This window comes from Achromobacter sp. EG18, assembly GCF_059759395.1.
Map to the genome: position 1 here is coordinate 973,274 of NZ_CM186213.1, position 17,739 is coordinate 991,012.

Annotated in this window: 19 protein-coding genes; 4 read left to right on the forward strand and 15 right to left on the reverse strand. The window is 68.9% G+C overall.

Translation table 11 applies throughout. The annotated features are described in order from the left end of the window. Positions 1-6 precede the first annotated feature (6 nt). The 4 genes from AC6CR5_RS04650 to AC6CR5_RS04665 all read right to left on the reverse strand — a co-directional run bounded on the left by AC6CR5_RS04650 (position 7) and on the right by AC6CR5_RS04665 (position 3,812). The gene (locus AC6CR5_RS04650) at positions 7-915 is read right to left on the reverse strand and encodes a DMT family transporter (RefSeq protein WP_200221242.1); all 909 of its coding nucleotides are present in this window, start codon (positions 913-915) and stop codon (positions 7-9) included. Between the two features lie 77 nt (positions 916-992). Next, positions 993-1,370 carry a DUF423 domain-containing protein gene (locus tag AC6CR5_RS04655; RefSeq protein ID WP_047990728.1) on the reverse strand — a complete coding sequence of 126 codons (378 nt, stop codon included), beginning with the start codon at positions 1,368-1,370 and terminating at the stop codon, positions 993-995. Between the two features lie 119 nt (positions 1,371-1,489). Further along, positions 1,490-2,551, reverse strand: a complete 1,062-nt coding sequence (locus tag AC6CR5_RS04660) for an alcohol dehydrogenase (RefSeq protein ID WP_006386465.1) — start codon at positions 2,549-2,551, stop codon at positions 1,490-1,492. A 25-nt stretch (positions 2,552-2,576) separates the two neighbouring features. Beyond that, positions 2,577-3,812, reverse strand: coding sequence for an ABC transporter substrate-binding protein (locus AC6CR5_RS04665; RefSeq protein ID WP_006386466.1), 1,236 nt, complete (start codon positions 3,810-3,812; stop codon positions 2,577-2,579). 185 nt (positions 3,813-3,997) lie between these two features. On the opposite strand from AC6CR5_RS04665, the gene AC6CR5_RS04670 reads away from it, so the two are divergent. After that, entirely contained in the window at positions 3,998-4,738 is a 741-nt protein-coding gene (locus tag AC6CR5_RS04670; protein WP_054438478.1) for an IclR family transcriptional regulator, read from the forward strand. A 4-nt stretch (positions 4,739-4,742) separates the two neighbouring features. Here the strand turns inward: AC6CR5_RS04670 and rocF are convergent, their stop codons facing one another. Next, positions 4,743-5,681, reverse strand: a complete 939-nt coding sequence (gene rocF / locus AC6CR5_RS04675) for an arginase (RefSeq protein ID WP_150100387.1) — start codon at positions 5,679-5,681, stop codon at positions 4,743-4,745. 2 nt (positions 5,682-5,683) lie between these two features. Beyond that, positions 5,684-5,836: a hypothetical protein gene (locus tag AC6CR5_RS04680; RefSeq protein WP_155523066.1), complete on the reverse strand. Its 153-nt coding sequence runs from the start codon at positions 5,834-5,836 to the stop codon at positions 5,684-5,686. Here AC6CR5_RS04680 and AC6CR5_RS04685 point away from each other — a divergent pair. Then, positions 5,835-6,656: a MetQ/NlpA family ABC transporter substrate-binding protein gene (locus AC6CR5_RS04685; protein ID WP_006386469.1), complete on the forward strand. Its 822-nt coding sequence runs from the start codon at positions 5,835-5,837 to the stop codon at positions 6,654-6,656. The two genes, AC6CR5_RS04680 and AC6CR5_RS04685, sit on opposite strands and share 2 nt — an antisense overlap. 133 nt (positions 6,657-6,789) lie before the next feature. Continuing rightward, positions 6,790-7,761 carry a GGDEF domain-containing protein gene (locus AC6CR5_RS04690; protein WP_006386470.1) on the forward strand — a complete coding sequence of 324 codons (972 nt, stop codon included), beginning with the start codon at positions 6,790-6,792 and terminating at the stop codon, positions 7,759-7,761. A gap of 9 nt (positions 7,762-7,770) precedes the next feature. Here AC6CR5_RS04690 and AC6CR5_RS04695 read toward each other — a convergent pair whose 3' ends face one another. After that, entirely contained in the window at positions 7,771-8,133 is a 363-nt protein-coding gene (locus AC6CR5_RS04695; RefSeq protein WP_498085283.1) for an MFS transporter, read from the reverse strand. Beyond that, positions 8,019-8,987 (reverse strand): MFS transporter, encoded by a 969-nt coding sequence (locus AC6CR5_RS04700; protein ID WP_498085284.1) that lies wholly within the window; start codon positions 8,985-8,987, stop codon positions 8,019-8,021. The genes AC6CR5_RS04695 and AC6CR5_RS04700 overlap by 115 nt, the downstream gene beginning before the upstream one ends. 92 nt (positions 8,988-9,079) lie before the next feature. Here AC6CR5_RS04700 and AC6CR5_RS04705 point away from each other — a divergent pair, with 92 nt between their 5' ends. Next, positions 9,080-9,535 (forward strand): Lrp/AsnC family transcriptional regulator, encoded by a 456-nt coding sequence (locus AC6CR5_RS04705; RefSeq protein ID WP_006386078.1) that lies wholly within the window; start codon positions 9,080-9,082, stop codon positions 9,533-9,535. A 42-nt stretch (positions 9,536-9,577) separates the two neighbouring features. Here AC6CR5_RS04705 and AC6CR5_RS04710 read toward each other — a convergent pair whose 3' ends face one another. The 7 genes from AC6CR5_RS04710 to AC6CR5_RS04740 all read right to left on the reverse strand — a co-directional run bounded on the left by AC6CR5_RS04710 (position 9,578) and on the right by AC6CR5_RS04740 (position 17,617). After that, the gene (locus tag AC6CR5_RS04710) at positions 9,578-10,744 is read right to left on the reverse strand and encodes a metallophosphoesterase (protein WP_053497996.1); all 1,167 of its coding nucleotides are present in this window, start codon (positions 10,742-10,744) and stop codon (positions 9,578-9,580) included. 113 nt (positions 10,745-10,857) lie between these two features. Continuing rightward, positions 10,858-12,066 carry an alpha-hydroxy acid oxidase gene (locus tag AC6CR5_RS04715; protein ID WP_498085285.1) on the reverse strand — a complete coding sequence of 403 codons (1,209 nt, stop codon included), beginning with the start codon at positions 12,064-12,066 and terminating at the stop codon, positions 10,858-10,860. Positions 12,067-12,263: 197 nt separating this feature from the next. Continuing rightward, positions 12,264-13,130 (reverse strand): archaetidylserine decarboxylase, encoded by an 867-nt coding sequence (gene asd / locus AC6CR5_RS04720; protein WP_006386075.1) that lies wholly within the window; start codon positions 13,128-13,130, stop codon positions 12,264-12,266. A gap of 150 nt (positions 13,131-13,280) precedes the next feature. Further along, on the reverse strand, positions 13,281-14,915 hold the full coding sequence (locus AC6CR5_RS04725) for an ATP-binding cassette domain-containing protein (RefSeq protein ID WP_269877099.1): 1,635 nt from the start codon (positions 14,913-14,915) through the stop codon (positions 13,281-13,283). A gap of 204 nt (positions 14,916-15,119) precedes the next feature. After that, complete coding sequence (locus AC6CR5_RS04730) at positions 15,120-16,001, reverse strand: HpcH/HpaI aldolase/citrate lyase family protein (RefSeq protein ID WP_006386073.1); 882 nt, start codon at positions 15,999-16,001, stop codon at positions 15,120-15,122. A 12-nt stretch (positions 16,002-16,013) separates the two neighbouring features. Beyond that, positions 16,014-16,733, reverse strand: a complete 720-nt coding sequence (locus AC6CR5_RS04735; protein ID WP_035182282.1) for a response regulator transcription factor — start codon at positions 16,731-16,733, stop codon at positions 16,014-16,016. 377 nt (positions 16,734-17,110) lie between these two features. Beyond that, positions 17,111-17,617 (reverse strand): hypothetical protein, encoded by a 507-nt coding sequence (locus AC6CR5_RS04740; protein ID WP_006386071.1) that lies wholly within the window; start codon positions 17,615-17,617, stop codon positions 17,111-17,113. Positions 17,618-17,739: the final 122 nt, after the last annotated feature.

A 17,739-nucleotide genomic window follows, 5' to 3' on the forward strand; every position in this document is an offset into this window, starting at 1 on the left:
GGACGCCTACGCCTTGGCGCGTCGCTTGTGCGAACCGCGCGCCTCGCGCAGCGCGATGTAGACGCCGCTGCCGGCGATGAACAGGGCGCCCAGGTAGGCGTAGGCGTCGGGCGCCTCGCGCCAGAAGATCCAGCCCAGCAGCGTGGCCCAGATCAGGCCGGTGTAGTCGAACGGCGCCACCACCGAGGCCGGCGCGATGCGAAAACCCTGCGTGATCAGCGCCAGGCCCAGCGTGCTGAACAGCGCCACCGCGGCGAAATAGGGCAGGTCCGCCATGGCCGGCGTATGCCAGACCCAGGGCAGCGCCACGGCGCTGCACACCAGCTGGCCGGCGACGATGTAGAAGGTGGTGGTCAGCATCCCTTCGCCGCGGCTGATGCCGCGCGCGGTGATCATCATGACGGCATACAGGAACGCGGTGGTCAGCGGCAGCAGCGTGGCCGCCTGGAAGGCATCGGTGCCCGGCCGCACAATGATCAGCACGCCCGCGAAGCCGGCCAGCACCGCCAGCCAGCGCCGGCCATCGACCCGTTCTTTCAGGATCAGTACCGACAGCGCCGTCACGAACAGCGGCGCGGCAAAGGCGATGGCGGTGGCTTCTGCCAGCGGCAGCGCGCGCAGCCCCAGGTAGAAGCAACAGGCCGACACGACGTTGATGGCGCCGCGCGTCAGGTGCAGTCCGGGATGGTCGGTGCGCAGCACCCGGCGCCCGCCCAGCCAGATGGCCAGCGCGGTCACGAACGGCAGCGCGATCAGCGCGCGCAGGAACAGGATCTGCAGCGGGTTGTAGGTGGTGCCCAGCCATTTGGCGTTGGCATCGCTGAGCGTCAGGAACAAAATGCCGCCGGCGACACAGGCGATGCCTGCGAAGGCGGAGTGGTCACGCGCGGCGGGAAAAACGGTAGGGGACGACATCGGGGTTCAGCGGAAAAGGCGGCCGAGGCCGCCAGAAGGGGTAATGCGGGGTTGCCGGGCGCCGGCCCGGCGTGGATTCAGCCCTGGGCGCGGTAGGCGGCCAGCGCCACCATGGCCCAGGCGGCCAGGAACGCGGCGCCGCCCACGGGCGTGATGGCGCCCAGCCAAGGGGTGCCGGTCAGGGTCAGGACGTACAGGCTACCTGAAAACAGCACGATGCCGATGAACATCACCAGGCCGGCGGCCGACAGCAACGGCGAACCGTAGCGCGCGCCCAGCAGCGCGATGATGAACAGGCCCAGGCCATGCACCAGATGGTACATGACGCCGGTCTGCCAGACCGACAGCAGCTCGGGCGTCACCAGGCGCTTGAGGCCGTGCGCGCCGAAGGCACCGGCGCCGACGGCGATCAGCAGATTGATGGCCGCGAGGATGGTGAGCTGGCGGTCGGTCATGCGAGGTCCTTTGCTGGAAGATGGGCGGGTGTGCAGATGACATGATAGGCCCATTCGCCGCGACCGTCCGGGCGGGCCCTGGCGAGGGGCGCCGCCTTCAATCCAACTTCAAGCCAACTTCAATCCACCGTCAATACCGCGCGGCCCAGCACCTTGCCGGCGCGCAGCGACGCCAGCACGCTGTCGGCCTCGTCCAGCGGATAGCGGTGCACCGGCATCGGCGGCACCTTGCCGGCGCGCACCAGGTCCATCAGCTCGCGCAGTTCGGCCAGGTTGCCGACGTAGCTGCCGATGATGGACATGGCCTTCATGGGAATCAGCGCGATCGGCCAGGACGAGGCGCCGCCAAAGAGGCCGACGATGATGAGCTTGCCGCCCTTGGTCAGGAAGTCGAAGGCGAGGGCGGTGGTGGACGGCGCGCCGACCAGGTCGATGGCGGCCTGCAGCGGCTTGCCGCCCGCCGCCTTGATGATCTGCTGCGCGGCGTCCGGCGCGGCGCCGTCGATGGCGGCCAGCGCGCCGGCCTCCAGCGCGGCCTGGCGCTTGGCCGGGTCGATATCGACCACGATGCCGCCCTTGCCGCCGAGCGCCTTGATCAGCGTCAGGCTCATCAGGCCCAGGCCGCCGGCGCCGAAGATGACCACCGGATGCTCGCGGTAGACGGCCTCGCCGATCTTCCGGAGCGCCGAATAGGTGGTCAGGCCGGAGCAGGCGTAGGGCGCGATGCGGGCCGGGTCCAGGTCGCCGATGTCGATCAGGTAGCGCGGGTGCGGCACCAGGATGTGGTCGGCATAGCCGCCGGCGCGATGCACGCCCAGGCAGGCCGGCGCGGTGCAGTGGTTCTCCTGGCCCGACAGGCAGGTCGGGCAGGCGCCGCAGCCGATCCACGGATAGACCAGGTAGTTGCGGCCGGATTCCACGCCCCGCGCGTCGGGACCGGCCGCCACCACGCTGCCCACGGTCTCGTGGCCCATCGTCAGCGGCAGCGATACGCCGCGGTCCTTGAGCGACAGCGTGCGGCCCTGGCCGAGGTCATAGCCGCCTTCCCACAAGTGGATATCGCTGTGGCAGACGCCCGCGGCGCGCACCTTCAGCAGCACCTGCGATCCTTGCGGCGCGGGCGTGGCCTGGTCCATCTGCTGCAGCGGTTCGCGGAAGTTGACGACGCAATAGCACTTCATGGGATGTCTCCTCGGGGAATTGGCTTTATTTCTTGATCAAGGGGCACTCGCTGTCGGCCAGCGAGACGAATACCTTCTCGCCGGGCACCGTGGACAGGATGCGGTAGAAGTCGCCGGGGTACTTGGATTCCGCGGGTTTTTTCACTTCCACCAGATACAGGTCCATGATGACTCGCCCGTCTTCGGGGCGTATGCGGGCATTCTTGATCAGTTTGGTGGTGATGGGCAACTCGCGCATCTTCCGGTTGACAACGGCGCCTTCGAAGCTGCCCGCGGCCTGCGCGGCCTGCAGGTAATGCGTGGTGGCGACGTAGCTCAGGGCCTGCACGATCGAAGGCGGACGCGTCACGCCCATCTTCTGCTGCCAGCGGCGGGTCCAGGCGCGCGTGTCGTCGTCGGCGTCCCAGTAGAAGCCGGTGGGAAAGGTCAGGCCCTGCGCCACCGGCAGGCCCATGGCCTGCACGTCGTTGATGAAGGTCAGGAAGGTCAGCAAACGCTGCTTGCCTCCCGTCAGGCCGAACTCCTGGGCCTGCTTGATCAGATTGACCAGATCGCCGCCGGCGCTGGCCAGGCCGACCACGTCGGCCTTGGAGGCCTGCGCCTGCACCAGGAACGAGGCGAAATCCATGGCGCCCAGCGGGTGCCGCGTGCTGCCCAGCACCTTGCCGCCGGCCCCTTGCACGAAGCGGCTGGCGTTGGCCTCCAGCGACTTGCCGAAGACGTAATCGGTGGTGATGAAATACCAGGACTTGCCGCCGCTTTCGACCACGCTCTTGACCACCGCATTGGCCAGCGCGTAGGTGTCGGGCGCCCACTGGGTGCTGAGCGGGCTGCATTGCTTGCCGCTGAAATCGCCGGCGAAGCCGCCGCTGATGAGCGCGGTGCCGCCTTTCTCGCGCGCCACGCCCTGGGCCGCCAGGCCGGCGGAGCTGGCGCCGCCATCGACAACCGCCACCAGCCCCTGGGTATCGAACCAGCGCCGCACCAGGGCCGAGGCCACGTCGGCCTTGTTCTGGTTGTCGGCGCCGACCACCTCGACCGTCTTGCCGGCGACCTTGCCGCCGAAGTCCTCCACGGCCATGCGCACGGCCACTTCGGAGCCCAGCCCGCCCAGGTCCGAATAGATGCCGGAGCGGTCGTTGGAAACGCCCAGGCGCACGACGTCGGCGCCGGCGGCGGCTTGGGCCTGGACGGCCGGAACATGCATGGCACAGGCGGCCAGCGTGGCGGCCACGGCCGCGCACAAGGGATTGATACGCATCGGTTTGTCTCCACGGCCCGTCGGGCGAGCCGAATATCGGTTTTCTTGGGTGACGCGAATGCTGGGCCGGGGCGCCGGTTCTCCATCCGGCTGAAAATTTATTCTTATTGGTGAATAAAAATTCCTGTGCAAGAATTTATGTTCCCATATATGAAAAGTCAACACATCATCGCGGGGCCATCGCCATGGAAGTCAAACTGGTCGTCCGGACGCTGGAACTGATCGAGCTGTATGCGCAGGCGCGCCGCCCGCTGTCGCTGACCGAACTGGCGCAAGGGCTGGGCGCGCCGATGTCCAGCTGCCTGGCCCTGGTGCGCACGCTGGTGGGGCGCGGCTATCTTTACGAGGTGCGGCGGCGCGGCGGTTACTACCCGACGCCGCGGCTACAGGCGCTGTGCGGCCTGATCCAGGCGGGCGACCCCTGGCTGGAGCGGGTGCGGCCGCAATTGGCGGCGCTGCGCGACCGGACCGACGAGACGGTGATGCTGGGCAAGATCCAGGACGGCGGGGTGCTGTTCCTGGAGGTGGCCGAATCGGCGCAGCCGGTGCATTACGCCACCCGGCCCGGCGAACGGCGGCCGCTGCACACGAGCGCGGTGGCCAAGGCGATCCTGGCGCGCCTGGCGCCGGGCGAGCGGGAGGCGGTGCTGGCGGCGGCGGATTTCCGCCGCTACACGGATCACACCCGCACCACGCGGGCCGCGCTGCTGGCGGACGTGGCCCGGGCCGAGGCCCAGGGCTGGGCCGAGAATGCCGGCGAAAGCGTGGCGGACCTGACCGGCCTGGCGGTGGCGCTGGAGCGGGCCGGGGAATGGTACGCGCTGTGCCTGGCGGGGCCCACGCCGCGGGTACGGGCGCGCCGCGAGGCCCACGTGCAAAGCCTGGCGGCGGCGGCCGAGGCGGTGCGCCGCGACGGCGAGACCTGAAGCGTCAGGCGCCGCGGCGCACCAGCGTCGACTTGCCGAACAGGCTTTCGATCAGGTCCACCGCCAGGTCGGCGGTCTTGTTGCGCACGTCGAAGGCGGGGTTCAGTTCGACCACATCCAGCGAGCGCATCAGCCCGGTGTCGGCGATCATTTCCATGCACAGTTGCGCTTCGCGGTAGGTTGGTCCGCCCATCACGGTGGTGCCGACACCGGGCGCGATCTCGGGGTCGAGGAAGTCGACGTCGAAGCTCACGTGCAGGTGGGTGTCTTCGTCCAGCCCGGCCAGCGCCGCTTCCATCGTTGCGCGCATGCCCATTTCGTCCAGGTAGCGCATGTCGAACACCTCCAGGCCGGCCTGGTGCACCAGGCGTTTTTCGCCCTCGTCGACACTGCGGATGCCGATCTGGCGCACCCACGACGGATCGATGTCGGGCGTCTGGCCCGACATGCCGGTGATCTGGGCCGGGCCATGGCCGCACAGGCAGGCCACCGGCATGCCGTGGATGTTGCCGGTCGGCGTCAGGGCGTTGGTGTTGAAGTCGGTGTGCGCGTCCAGCCACAGCACGCGCAATTTCTTGCCCACGGCGCGGCAATGGCGCGCCACCGCGCTGATCGAGCCGATGCCCAGGCAATGGTCGCCGCCCAGCAGAATGGGCAACGCGCCCTGCGTCAGGGCCTGGTACATGGCATCGTGCACGGCCTGGTTCCAGGCGGTCACTTCGTCCAGGTGACGATAGCCGTCGACGGGCGGTTGCCACGGATTGGCCGGGCCGTAGAGATTGCCGCGATCGGTGACCTGGAAGCCCTGCGCCTCGATGACGGGGCCGATGCCGGCCACGCGCAGCGCTTCGGGGCCCATCGAGGCGCCGCGCGCGCCCGCGCCGATGTCGGTCGGGGCACCGATCAGGGTGACTTGGTTGGGCAGGGTGGCGGTGTTTTGCAAGATCAGGCTCCGTCATGCGGGGTTTCAATGCTGGCATCGAGTGTAGCGCCGTGGCGCGACGCCATCGCCATTGCGCGACCAAGGCCTTTGGCCGCGCGGCGGCGGCGCTGCGGCACAATACCCGGGTCGAGCGATTTCTTTCCGGACGATTCCATGTCATTGCACTCCCTGTTCCTCATTCTGGCGCGTGGCGCCGCCGCGGCCGCCCTGGGGCTGGCCTGCGCCGCCCCGGCGCTGGCCGCCGACAAGCCGCTGCGCATCGGCCTGATTCCGTCCGTGGCCAACGGCGCCACCGAACTGGCGGTCGCCGAGGCGCGCAAGGCGGGGCTGGAAGTCGAACTGGTGGAGTTCAGCGACTGGGTGCTGCCCAATATCGCCGTGGCCGACGGTTCGATCGACGCCAACTTCTTCCAGCATGAACCGTTCCTGCAACTGTTCAACGCGCGGCGCGGCGCCGGCCTCGTTCCCATCGCCTATGGCTATTCCACCACCATCGGCCTGTTTTCGAAGAAGCTCAAGAAGGGGCAGCCCCTGCCGGACGGCGCCACGGTCGCGGTCCCCAACGATCCGGTCAACACCGGCCGCGCCTTGCTGTTGCTGGAGTCGATCGGGCTGATCAAGCTCAAGCCGGGCGTGGCGCATCGGGCCACGATCGAAGACGTGACCGACAACCCCAAGCGCCTGAAATTCGTGCAGATCGAAGGTTCGCAATCGGCGCGCGTCTTCGACGACGTGACCGCGTCGGTCACCTACACCACCTTCGCCAAGCAGGCCGGGCTGGACGAGAAGGATGGCCTGGCCTTCGACAACACCGATCCGGCCAATGTGCGCCGCTACGCGATCCGCTGGGTCGTCCGGCCCGATCACGCGCAGGACCCGCGGCTGCTGAAATTCATTGCCATCTACCAGAACTCGGAGGCGGTCAAGGCCAGGCTGCGCAGCCTGTATGGCGACCTGATCGCCTTTCCCTGGTAGACGCCGCCGGGCATGACGGCGAATTGACGTTTCTTGGCAGTCACGGCGGCGGCCAGCACGTATACTGGCCGCGCCTTCTCACGCCCCAGGCGAATGCCGCCGGGCCGCGACGATTCTTCCTGCCAGCGAACCCATGCGACTCGTTTCCTCGAATGACGCCCTGACTGTGCCGCAGCCGCGCGTCGCCGAGACCGACAGCGGCAACGCCGGGGACCCGCGCGACCAGGAACTGGCGCGCCTGCGCCAGGTGGTGGCGCAATACGAGGCCCTGTTCCACGAGGCCCCGGTGTTGATCAACGCCTTCGACGAACATGGCAAATGCAGCTTGTGGAACGAGGCCTGCGAACGCCGCTTCGGTTGGACCCGTGAGGAAATCAACCGCCACGCCGAACCGCTGGCGCTGTTCTATCCCGACCCGGACATCCGCGCGCGCGTGCTCGACAGCGTCGGATTCGCGGCGCATCGTTCGTTCCGTGAATGGCACCCGCTGGCGCGCGATGGCGAGCGCCTGTCGGTGCTGTGGTCCAATGTGCGGCTGCCGGACGGCAGCGTGATCAACATCGGCATGGACATGACCGAGAGCCGTCGCAACGAGGCCGCCCTGGCACGCCTGGCCAAGGTCGATGGCCTGACCGGTTGCTGGAGCCGCGCGGAAATCCTGCAGCGCATGAAAGCGATGCTGGAGGCCGCCAAGCGCGGCGCCCGCCATACGGCGCTGATGCTGGACCTGGATTATTTCAAGCAGGTCAATGATCGCTATGGCCATCTGGGCGGCGACGCGGCCCTGCGCCATTTCTGCGACCAGTTGCGGGCCTGCCTGCGCGAAGGCGATTCGGTGGGCCGCCTGGGCGGCGAGGAATTCGTGGTGTTGCTGGCCGACGCCGACAAGGACGTGGCGCTGGCGGTCTGCGATCGATTGCGCCTCAGCCTGCGCCAGCATCCCGCCAATATCGATGGCCAGGCGCTGGTGCTGTCGGCCAGCGGCGGCGTGACCGGTTTCCTGGAAACCGACGCCAGCATGTCGGATGTGTTGCGGCGCGCCGATCTGGCGCTCTACCAGGCCAAGCGCGCCGGACGTGATTGCGCGGTGGTGCTGCCTTCCTGAGGCCGGGCGTCAGGCGGTGACGCGGCCTTCACGCGTGCGGCGGCCGTTCAGGCGCCAGTGCAGGCCGATCGCGGCCAGGGCCAAGGCGGCCGCGGCGACCAGCCCCAGGCTTTCGAAACCCGCGTGGGTATAGAGCGTGCCGGCCACGGCCGTGCCGACGCTGGCGCCCAGATAAGTCGTGCAGGTATTGAGACCCAGCACCGCGCCGCGTTCCTCCGGGCGGGCGCGCGACAACAGCAGCACCAGCAGGTTCAGGCTCAGTTGCGAAGCGGCGCCCCACAGCACGGCCAGGGCCAATACCGCGGCCAGCGCATGCGCCGCGGGCAACAACGCCAGATAGACCGCGCTGAGGGCGGCCAGCGCCAATGGCAATGCGCGGCGCGGCGCGGGCCAAGCCGTTCGATCAGGGGCGCGCCGGCCAGGCCGGCCAGCAGGAAGCCGGCGCCATAGGCGAACGCAATGAAGCCGACCTGGCCCGCGGACAAGGCCAACAGGGTCCGCACGTGGTCGGCCAGGAAGGCATAGACGCCATAGAATGCGGACGAGAATGCCAGGCAGCCCAGCAGCAGCACTGGCACGTCGCGGTAGGACAGCGGCGCCAGCAGGCGCGACAGGCGCGGCGGCGCGGCATGGGCGCCGCGGCGTTCGGGCAGCTTGCGCAGGCCGGCCAGGGCCACCGCCGCGCAAAGGGCCAGCAAGCCGTAGGTGGCGCGCCAGCCGATGGCGTCGGAGATCAGCGCCGACAGCGGCACGCCGGCCACCAGCGACACCGACCAGCCCGAGATCACGCGGCCCAACGCCCGCGTTTCCTGTCCGGCGGCGGCCACCAGCGACGCCGAACCATAGGCGGCGGGCAGGATCACGCCGGCGGCGGCGCCGGCCACTGCCTGGGCCAGGGTCAGGACGATCCAGTGCGGCGCGCCGGCCGACAGCAGCAGGGCGCCGATCAGCACGGCCATCGCGATCAGCAGCGAGCGGCGGATGCCCCAGCGGTCGATCCGGGCCGCCAGCAGAAAGGCGCTGGCGGCGGTGGCCGCGCCATAGGCCGAAATCGCCGTGCTGACGGTGAGCGGCGTGCTGGCGAACGAGCGCGCCACATCGGCAAGGATCGGACTGAGGGCCAGGCCATTGGAGCCGACTACGCTGACGGCGAACATCAAGGCGGGAATGGCGGGGGGAAGCGGCTGGCGGCGCGAGGGCTCGCGAGCGGTGTTGCGGTTCTGCATTGCGAGGATTTTATTGGAATAAAATAAGGGTTAACACCGATATTCCCTTATCCCGTAAAAGTTCGAATGCCGTTAGGCAGAACCAGATTCCAATGCCAGATCTCGACGACCGCGACCGAAAACTATTAACACTGCTGGCGGATGACGCCTCGCCGAGCTACGCCGAATTGGGCAAATTGCTGAACCTGTCGGCGCCCGCCGTGCACGAACGGGTCAAGCGCCTCAAGCGTGACGGCCTGATCAAGGGCATCGCCGCCAAGCTGGATGGCGCCCGCATCGGCCGTCCGCTGTTGGCATTCATCCACGTCGACACCAACAACTGGAGCATCACCCAGCAGGTGCTGGGCCTGGCGGAGCTGACCGAAGTCGAGGAGATCCACACCATTACCGGCAAGAGCGCCATGCTGCTCAAGGTGCGGGTGCGCGACACCCAGGCGCTCGAGGCACTGCTGGCGCGCATCCACCAGATCGAGGGCATCACCAACACCACCAGCGATATCGCGCTCACCAGCTACCTGGAGCGCGGACCGTTGCCGGAGGATGCCTGAGCGTCGGCGCCGGCCGGGCGCGGGAGCGCCGCAGACGTGCCGTCAAGGCGTGGCCGGCCGCAGCCGCAGGCGGGTGATCTCGGAAGGCGCGCCCAGGCGCTTGGGCGGGCCCCAGTAGCCGGTGCCGCGGCTGATGTAGATCCACATCCCGCCGAGCCGGTGCAGGCCGGCCGTGTAGGGCTGCTGGAACCGCACGAAAAAGCCCCACGGAAAGAACTGGCCGCCGTGCGTGTGGCCCGACAGCTGCAAGGTGTAGCCCAGCGGCGCGGCGGCGGCCGCGCTGCGCGGCTGGTGCGCCAGCAGGATCCTGGCCTGGGCGTCGGGCGGCGCGCCGGCCAGGGCGGCGGCCGGATTGCTGCGCTGCTGCGGGTCGAATGCGCCCGCGCTGTAGTCGGTGACCCCGGCCACCACCACCGGCAGGCCGGCCGGGTGGATCACGGCATGCTCGTTCATCAGCACCCGCAGGCCCAGGCGGCGGAACTCCGCCACCCAGGGCGCGGCGCCTGAATAATATTCATGGTTGCCGGTCACCAGGTAGGCGCCGAAGGGCGCGCGCAGCTGGCCCAGCGGGCTGGCCTGGGCCGCCAGTTGCTCGACACTGCCATCCACCACGTCGCCGGTGATCGCGATCATGTCCGGCGCCAGTTCGTTGACGGCGTCGACGATGGCCTGCACATAGCGTCGCTTGATGGTCGGGCCGACGTGGATATCGCTGATCTGGGCAATGGTGAATCCGTCCAGGTCGGCCGGCAGGCCGCGGACGGGCACATCCACCGTCACCACGCGCGCCCGCCGGCGGGCGTTGTAGAAGCCCAGCAGCGTGGCGGCCAGCGCCAGCGCCGCCACCGCCAGCGCGCTGGCGCGCCGCAGCGCGGGCCAGGGCAGGTCCGCGCTAATGGCCAGGCCGGCCAGCCATGTCACCAGCAATGCGGCGTCGCGCAGCACCGTCAGCACGAACAGCGACGAAAACAGGCCCATGGCGATCAGGCCCACCCAGGCGATGCGGTCGCCCCAGGGCGGATGCACCGAGGAACGGCCCAGCATCCCCAACGGAATCAGCACGCACGACAGGATCAGCAGCAGGATGGCGGCGGCGGCGCCGGGGCCGTCGAAACCGGCATCGGGGATGAGGCGGGCGCCCACATAGACGTGGGCCAGCGCGCCCAGGGTCAGGAAGCGCAGGAAAAACGAGGATTGGCGTAGGGACACGGGCGGCGGGGCGAGGGCGGGCGCGCAGGCCCGCCCGGCGATAGCGGGGGAACCGCCATTCTATGCCGTGCGCCCGCGGGCCGGCGCGCCGCGGCCGCGCCCGGCCTCCCGGTTCATGCCGGCGCCAGCAGGCCGGCGTTCATCTCTTCCAGGCGATTGATGCCGAGCATGGCCATGTTGCGGTCCACTTCGGCGCGCAGCAGGCCGATGGCGTGGGCCACGCCGGCCTGGCCGCCGACCGCGGCGGCATAGTTGAAGGGGCGGCCGACGAACACGAAGCGCGCGCCCAGGGCCAGCGCCTTGAGCACGTCGCCGCCGCGGCGCACGCCGCTGTCCATCATCACCGGCATGGCGCCTGCCTCGGCCACCACGCCGGGCAGGGCGCGCAGCGGCGAGATCGCGCCGTCGAGCTGGCGGCCGCCGTGGTTCGAGACGATGATGCCGTCCGCGCCGTGTTCGCGCGCCAGCCGCGCGTCCTGGGGATGCAGGATGCCCTTGATGATGAGGGTGCCTGGCCATTGGCGGCGGATGCGCGCCACGTGTTCCCAGCTGAGATGGTCGCGCGCGCTGAAGTCGCGCAGCACCGACGCCGATACGATGGGCGCGCCGCGAGTGGCGAACGAATTCTCGAAATGCGGCATGCCGTGAGCCAGCAGCGTGCGCAGGAAGGTGCCGGCCAGCCAGCGCGGCCGGGTCAGGCCGTCCCAGGCCAGTCGCAGGCTGGGCTTGAGGGGCGTCGAGAATCCGGTGCGCACGTTGTTCTCGCGGTTGGCGGCGACGGGGATGTCCACCGTCAGCACCAGCGTTTCATAGCCGGCGCGGGCCGCGCGCGCCACCAGCGCGTCGATGCGCGCGGGATCGCCGGGCAGGTAGGCCTGGAACCAGGTGCCGGGCGCCTGCTCGATGACTTCTTCCAGGGGGATCAGCGCGGTGCCGCTGAGAATGGCGGGAATGCCCTGTTCGCGGGCGGCGCGCGCCAGCACGATATCGCCGCGATAGGCCGACAGTGCGCTGATGCCCATGGGCGCGATGCCGAATGGCGATTCGTAGCGCTGGCCGAACAGTTCCGTGTGCTGGCTGCGGCCCGACACGTCGACCAGCACCCGCGGCTGGAACGCGTAGCGGCCGAAGGCGTCGCGATTGGCTTGCAGCGACTGGTTGTCCTCGGCGGCGCCGGCGACGTAGCCGAATATCGGGCGTGGCAGGCGCCGGCGCGCGGCGGCCTCGAAATCGTCCAGGGACAGCATGCGCGCCAGGGCGCGGGCGGGACGGGGCGTGGCGCGGGTCGCGGACGCGGGGGCGGGCAGGACGCTCGTAGTCATTGGAGGACGCGAAAAACCTCCAATCTACCCAGCCCGCCTGATCGTATAAAGCGAATAAAACCGCTATTGCCTGTTCGCTTTTTCCGGACAACACGGCGCCGCTGTGCGAACCGCCGCGCTCATCGGTTTGCGCGTTCGCGCGAACCGCCGCGTTCGTCGGTTTGCGCAGTCGCGCGAACCGCCCCATGCCGTCGGTTTCAGTCCCGCGGCAGCGCCAGCAATTCGCCCATGCGCACCGGGCCACGCACCGAGGGCGTGTCGGCCCAGCGGATCCTGCCCGGCCCGAACAGCACGATCGCGGTCGAACCCAGCTTGAAGCGGCCCATCTCGGCGCCCTTGGCCAGATGGATCGGCGCGCGCGCGGCGTCGTCGTAGCGCACCGCCTTGACGCGGCGCTTGTACGGCGTGACCAGCCCGGCCCACACGGTTTCGATCGACGCCACGATCATGGCGCCGACCAGCACCACGGCCATCGGCCCGTGTTCGGTGTCGAACAGGCAGACCACGCGCTCGTTGCGCGCGAACAGGCGCGGCACGTTGCGCGCGGTCAGCGGGTTGACCGAGAACAGCCGGCCCGGCACATGGATCATCTCGCGCAGCGTGCCGGCCACCGGCATGTGGACGCGGTGGTAGTCCTTGGGCGACAGGTAGATGGTGGCGAATTCCCCGCCCTGGAAGGGCGCGGCGCGTTCGGCGTCGCCGCCGAGCAGTTCGGTCAGGCCGTAGCTGTGGCCCTTGGCCTGGAAGATGCGGCCATGTTCGATGGCGCCCATCTGGCTGATGGCGCCATCGGCGGGGCACAGCACGCCGCCGGGCTCGTCATCGAGCGGACGGGCGTCCGGCTTGAGGGCGCGGGTGAAGAAATCGTTGAAGCAATCGAAGGCCAGCGCGTCTTCCTGCTCGGCTTCGCGCATGTCCACGCCGTACTTGCGTACGAAGCGCGAGATCATCCAGTTCTTGATCGCGGGTTCCCGGCAGTCCGAGGCGTAGCCGAAGAGGCGCGACACCAGGTGATGCGGCGCGAGGTATTGGCTGGCGAGGAAGAGTTGGTCTTTGATCGGCATCTAGGGCGCTAAAAAACGCGTCCCGCGGACAGCGGGACGTGGTTGGGGTTGACGCGGATAGGCCTGCGCCCGGCGTGCAAACGACGCGATTGTAACGCGTTCGTCCCGCCAGTGGACCTCCTGTCGGAAGGTGTTTGCGGCGCCGCCCGATCAGGCGGCGGCCTTGGCCGACAGCTTGGTCTTGTAGAGCCAGTCCTTGTAGTCGTCCAGGTCGCCGTCGAACGGGCTGAAGCGGCCGTCGGCGACGATGATGAACTGGTCGGTGGTGGCGCGCAGCAGGTGGCGGTCGTGAGAGACCAGCACCAGCGTGCCTTCGAACTGCGCCAGCGCGGTGGTCAGCGCTTCGCGGGTTTCCAGGTCCAGGTGGTTGGTGGGTTCATCGAGCAGCAGCAGATTGGGGCGCTGCCAGACGATCAGCGCCAGCGCCAGGCGCGCCTTCTCGCCGCCGGAGAAGGGCGCGATCGAGCTGGTGGCCATGGCGCCGTTGAAATTGAAGCTGCCCAGGAAGTTGCGCAGTTCCTGTTCGCGCACCGTGGGCGCGATCTTGGTCATGTGCCACAGCGGCGATTCGTCGTGGCGCAGCATCTCGACCTGGTGCTGGGCGAAGTAGCCGATCGACAGGCCCTTGTTGAACTGCGTCTCGCCGGCCAGCGACTGCAACTCGCCGGCGATGGTCTTGATGAAGGTCGACTTGCCGGCGCCGTTGATGCCCAGCAGGCCCAGGCGCTGGCCCGCCTGCAATGAAAAGTCGATGCCCGACACGATGATGCTGTCGGAGGTGACGCCGCTGTCCTCGTCGGTGTTGCGGTAGCCGGCGCTGACCTTGTCCATCGTCAAGAGCGGATTGGGCGCGCGCAGCGGCTCGCGGAACTCGAACGAGAACTCGGCCGCGGCGCGCAGCGGCGCCACTTCTTCCATGCGGGCCAGCGCCTTGATGCGGCTCTGCGCCTGGCGCGCCTTGCTGGCCTGGGCCTTGAAGCGGTCGATGAAGGATTGCAGGTGCGCGCGCTGGCGCATCTGCTTTTCGATCATGCCCTGCGCCAGTTCCAGTTGAGCCGCGCGCTGGCGCTCGAACGACGAGTAGTTGCCCGAGTAGCGCTTGAGCTTGCGTTCGTCGATGTGGACGATGACGTTGACCACGCCGTCCAGGAAGTCGCGGTCGTGCGAGATGACGATGAGCGTGCCCGGATAGCGCTTGAGCCAATCCTCCAGCCAGATGATGGCGTCCAGGTCCAGGTGGTTGGTGGGCTCGTCCAGCAGCAGCAGGTCGGACGGGCACATCAACGCCTGCGCCAGGTTCAGCCGCATGCGCCAGCCGCCGGAGAAGCTGGTGAGCGGCAGCTGCATCTGCGCCTGCGTGAAGCCCAGGCCGGTCAGCAATTGCTCGGCGCGCGAGTGCACCGTGTAGGCATCGGCGTCGGCCAGCGCGGCGTAGATATCGGCCATGCGCAGGCCGTTCTCGGCGCTCTCGGGCTCCGCTTCCAGCGCGGCCAGCTCGGCTTCGAGCCTGCGCAGCGTGACGTCGCCGTCGATGGCGTATTCGATGGCGGGGCGGTCCAGCGCGGGCGTTTCCTGCGCCACGTAGGCCATGCGCCAACTGGCGGGATAATCGAGGTCGCCCTGGTCGGCGTGCAGCGTGCCGCGCAACAGGCCGAACAGGCTCGACTTGCCGGCGCCGTTGGCGCCGATCAGGCCGATCTTGTCGCCGGGGTTGAGCAGCAGGTCGACCTTGTCGAACAAGGGCTTGACGCCGCGCATCAGTGAAACTTGTTGTAAGCGGATCATGAATCGTGTGGCTGGAGGGCGCGCAGGGCGCGCGGCAAGGCTCCCGCCACAAGCTGCGGCGCAAAAAGGGGAACCGTGGAGGAATCGCGCCGGCGGCGTGGCAGGGTGGGCCGCGCCAGGCGCGACAGGCGGATGGGGCAGGGCGCCCATCCGATCGCGGCCGCTATTGTAGCTGGCCGCGCGGACCGTCGCCCCGCGTGGTGTTCAGTCCGGATCCGGTTGGCCGGCGATCGCGGCGGCCAGGGCCAGCAGGCGTTCGGCTTCGCGCGCATGCAGGTTCTCGACCAGGGCGCCGTCGACCACCGCCACGCCCCGGCCCGCCGCCCGCGCCGCGTGCCAGGCTTCCAATCGCCTGCGCGCGCTGGCCAGCTCGGCGTCGGTGGGCGCGAAGGCGGCATTGGCCGCTGCGATCTGCCTGGGGTGGATCAGTGTCTTGCCATCGAACCCCTGGTCGCGCCCCTGCTTGCAGGCGGCGGCCAGGCCGGCGTCGTCGTCCAGGTCCAGGTGCACGCCATCGAGGACCGCCAGGCCATGGGCCCGCGCCGCCAGCACCGCCAGCGAGCGCGCCAGCAGGGTTTCGTGGCGTTCCGGGGTATGACGCGCATGCAGGTCCTTGACCAGGTCGGAGGTGCCGACCACGATCGCGGCGAGGCGGGGATGGCCGCCGGCGATGGCGTCGAGCCGCAGGAATCCCAGCGGCGTTTCCGCCATGGCCCACAGCGGCAAGGTGGCGGGCGCGCCAGCAGCATCCAGGGCGCGCGCCAGCGCATCGAGTTCGGCCGCCGATTGCACCTTGGGCAGCAACACCGCGTCGGCGCCGGCGCGCGCGATGGCGCGCGCATCGTCCAGGCCCCACGGCGTATCGAGGGCGTTGATGCGGACCACGCATTCGCGCCGCCCGTAGCCGCCGGCGCGCAGGGCGGCCACCACCTGTTGCCGCGCAAGCGCCTTGGCGTCCGGCGCGACCGCGTCCTCGAGGTCGAGGATCAGCGCATCGGCGTCGAGGTCGCGGGCCTTGTCCAGGGCGCGCGCATTGGCGCCAGGCATGTAGAGGACGGAACGGCGAGGGCGTGCGGTCAGTGGCATGGCGGCGGTTGTTCAGGACTGGAGGTTGCCAACGATCTGCACGGGCATGGTGCAGACGTAGCCGACGCCATAGACCGTGCGGATGCCCATGTCGGCGCCCGCCTGCGCCCGCAGTTTGCGGCGCAGGCGGTGCATGTGGGCATCGAGCCGATGCGTGTCGTAGGCTTCGGCGCTGGCGCCCAGGGCCTCGACCAGCCGGCCGCGCGAAAGCGGCAGCGGGGCGGCCTGGATCAAGGCGCCGATGAGGCGGCTTTCGGTATCGGTGATGTCGACGTGGACGCGCTTGGGCGACACCAGCATGCGGCGCGCCGGGTCGAAGCGCCAGATCTCGGCGGAGGGGGCTTCGGGGTCGACGGCCGGCACCACCCGCAGGCGTCGCGACAGCGACACCAGCGTCGCGCCCAGTTCGGCCAGGTTGACGGGCTTGGTGAGGTAATGGTCGGCGCCCAGGCTCAATCCCGACACCTTGTCTTCGCTCAGCAGGCGGCCGGTCAGCATGATGATGCCCATTGACGGATAGGTGGTGCGCAAGTGCGACACCCGCGCCAGGCCATCGCCGTCCGGCAGCATGGCGTCCAGCACCAGGATGCCCGGCGTGACGCTCAGCAGCAACTGGTCCAGCTCGGCCAGCGATCCGGCGGTGAGGATGGCTTCGCCCAGGCCGAGGTCGTGGATGAATTCGGCGATGGTGTCGCGCCAGTCCCCGTGATCGTCGACGATGATGATGGTCACGGCGCCGGACAAGCTAGCGGTTGTGCTCGAGGCGCTCCAAGGGCAAACACGCTTTCCGCTCCTTTCATGCTACGGCTTCTTATTGGTGTGGGTGAGTCCGCCGGGCGCGGGCGCAGGACCGGAAGGCACGCCAACCGGTGTGGTCCCCTCGAGGCGCTTCGCGGAGAATATCATTATCGCCGTTGCGGCGGCGCCGCATATTGCGATGCAACGCGCCCGACGCGGCCGGCCCGGCCGAGGAAATGGGGCTGATCAAAAAATGCGCAGCCCCTGCCGTGTGGCGGGAACGGCCAGCAGCCGTGCGCGGGCGACTTTTTTATCCACAGAAACTGTGGATAAAAAACAGCGGCTGGAAGTTGTTCACCGCCAGGGCGCCATCACTCGGCGCCCGTTCGCGGGTCCGCCAGGTATTCGACCGGCACGCCCTGCGGCACGCGGCGCACGCGGTCGCGTTCGATGCGGGGCGGAGCGAATCGCGTCTTGCGCGCGGCCGCATTCTGCAGCAGGACCGACAGCACCGCGCCCTTGTCCTGGATCCATTGGGTCTTGCCGCGCAGCAGCTTCATCGCATTCTCGGCGGTTCCCAGTTTGTAGGACATGGAGTTGATCTGCACCGCGTTCTTGCCATCGAAAGCAGACTCGTCCTGCTCAGTAATGGCCGCCGCGTCGAGGTTGTTGCTTTCGTGGTCGACGCGGTAGATGAATTTGATGCCGCTGAACGGGTCGCGCACGACGACGAGCTTGTCCGAACCCGAGACGTCCGACAGCATGCCGATGACCGGCGACTCGACCAGCTGGTTGCCCCGTTGCTCTTCGGTGTAGATGAAGATGCTGCGGCGATTGTGCCCGAGCGACGCGGGCGGGGCGAGGGGAGAACGATCCATACCTGACTTGAGAAGGGCGGGGAGGGGCAGAACCCGTCCCGCGGTACTGCGTTAACGGCCTCGAGTCGCGGGAACTTGAGTGCCGGCCATGATGAAACCACAAAGAGCGAGCGCCGCGACGT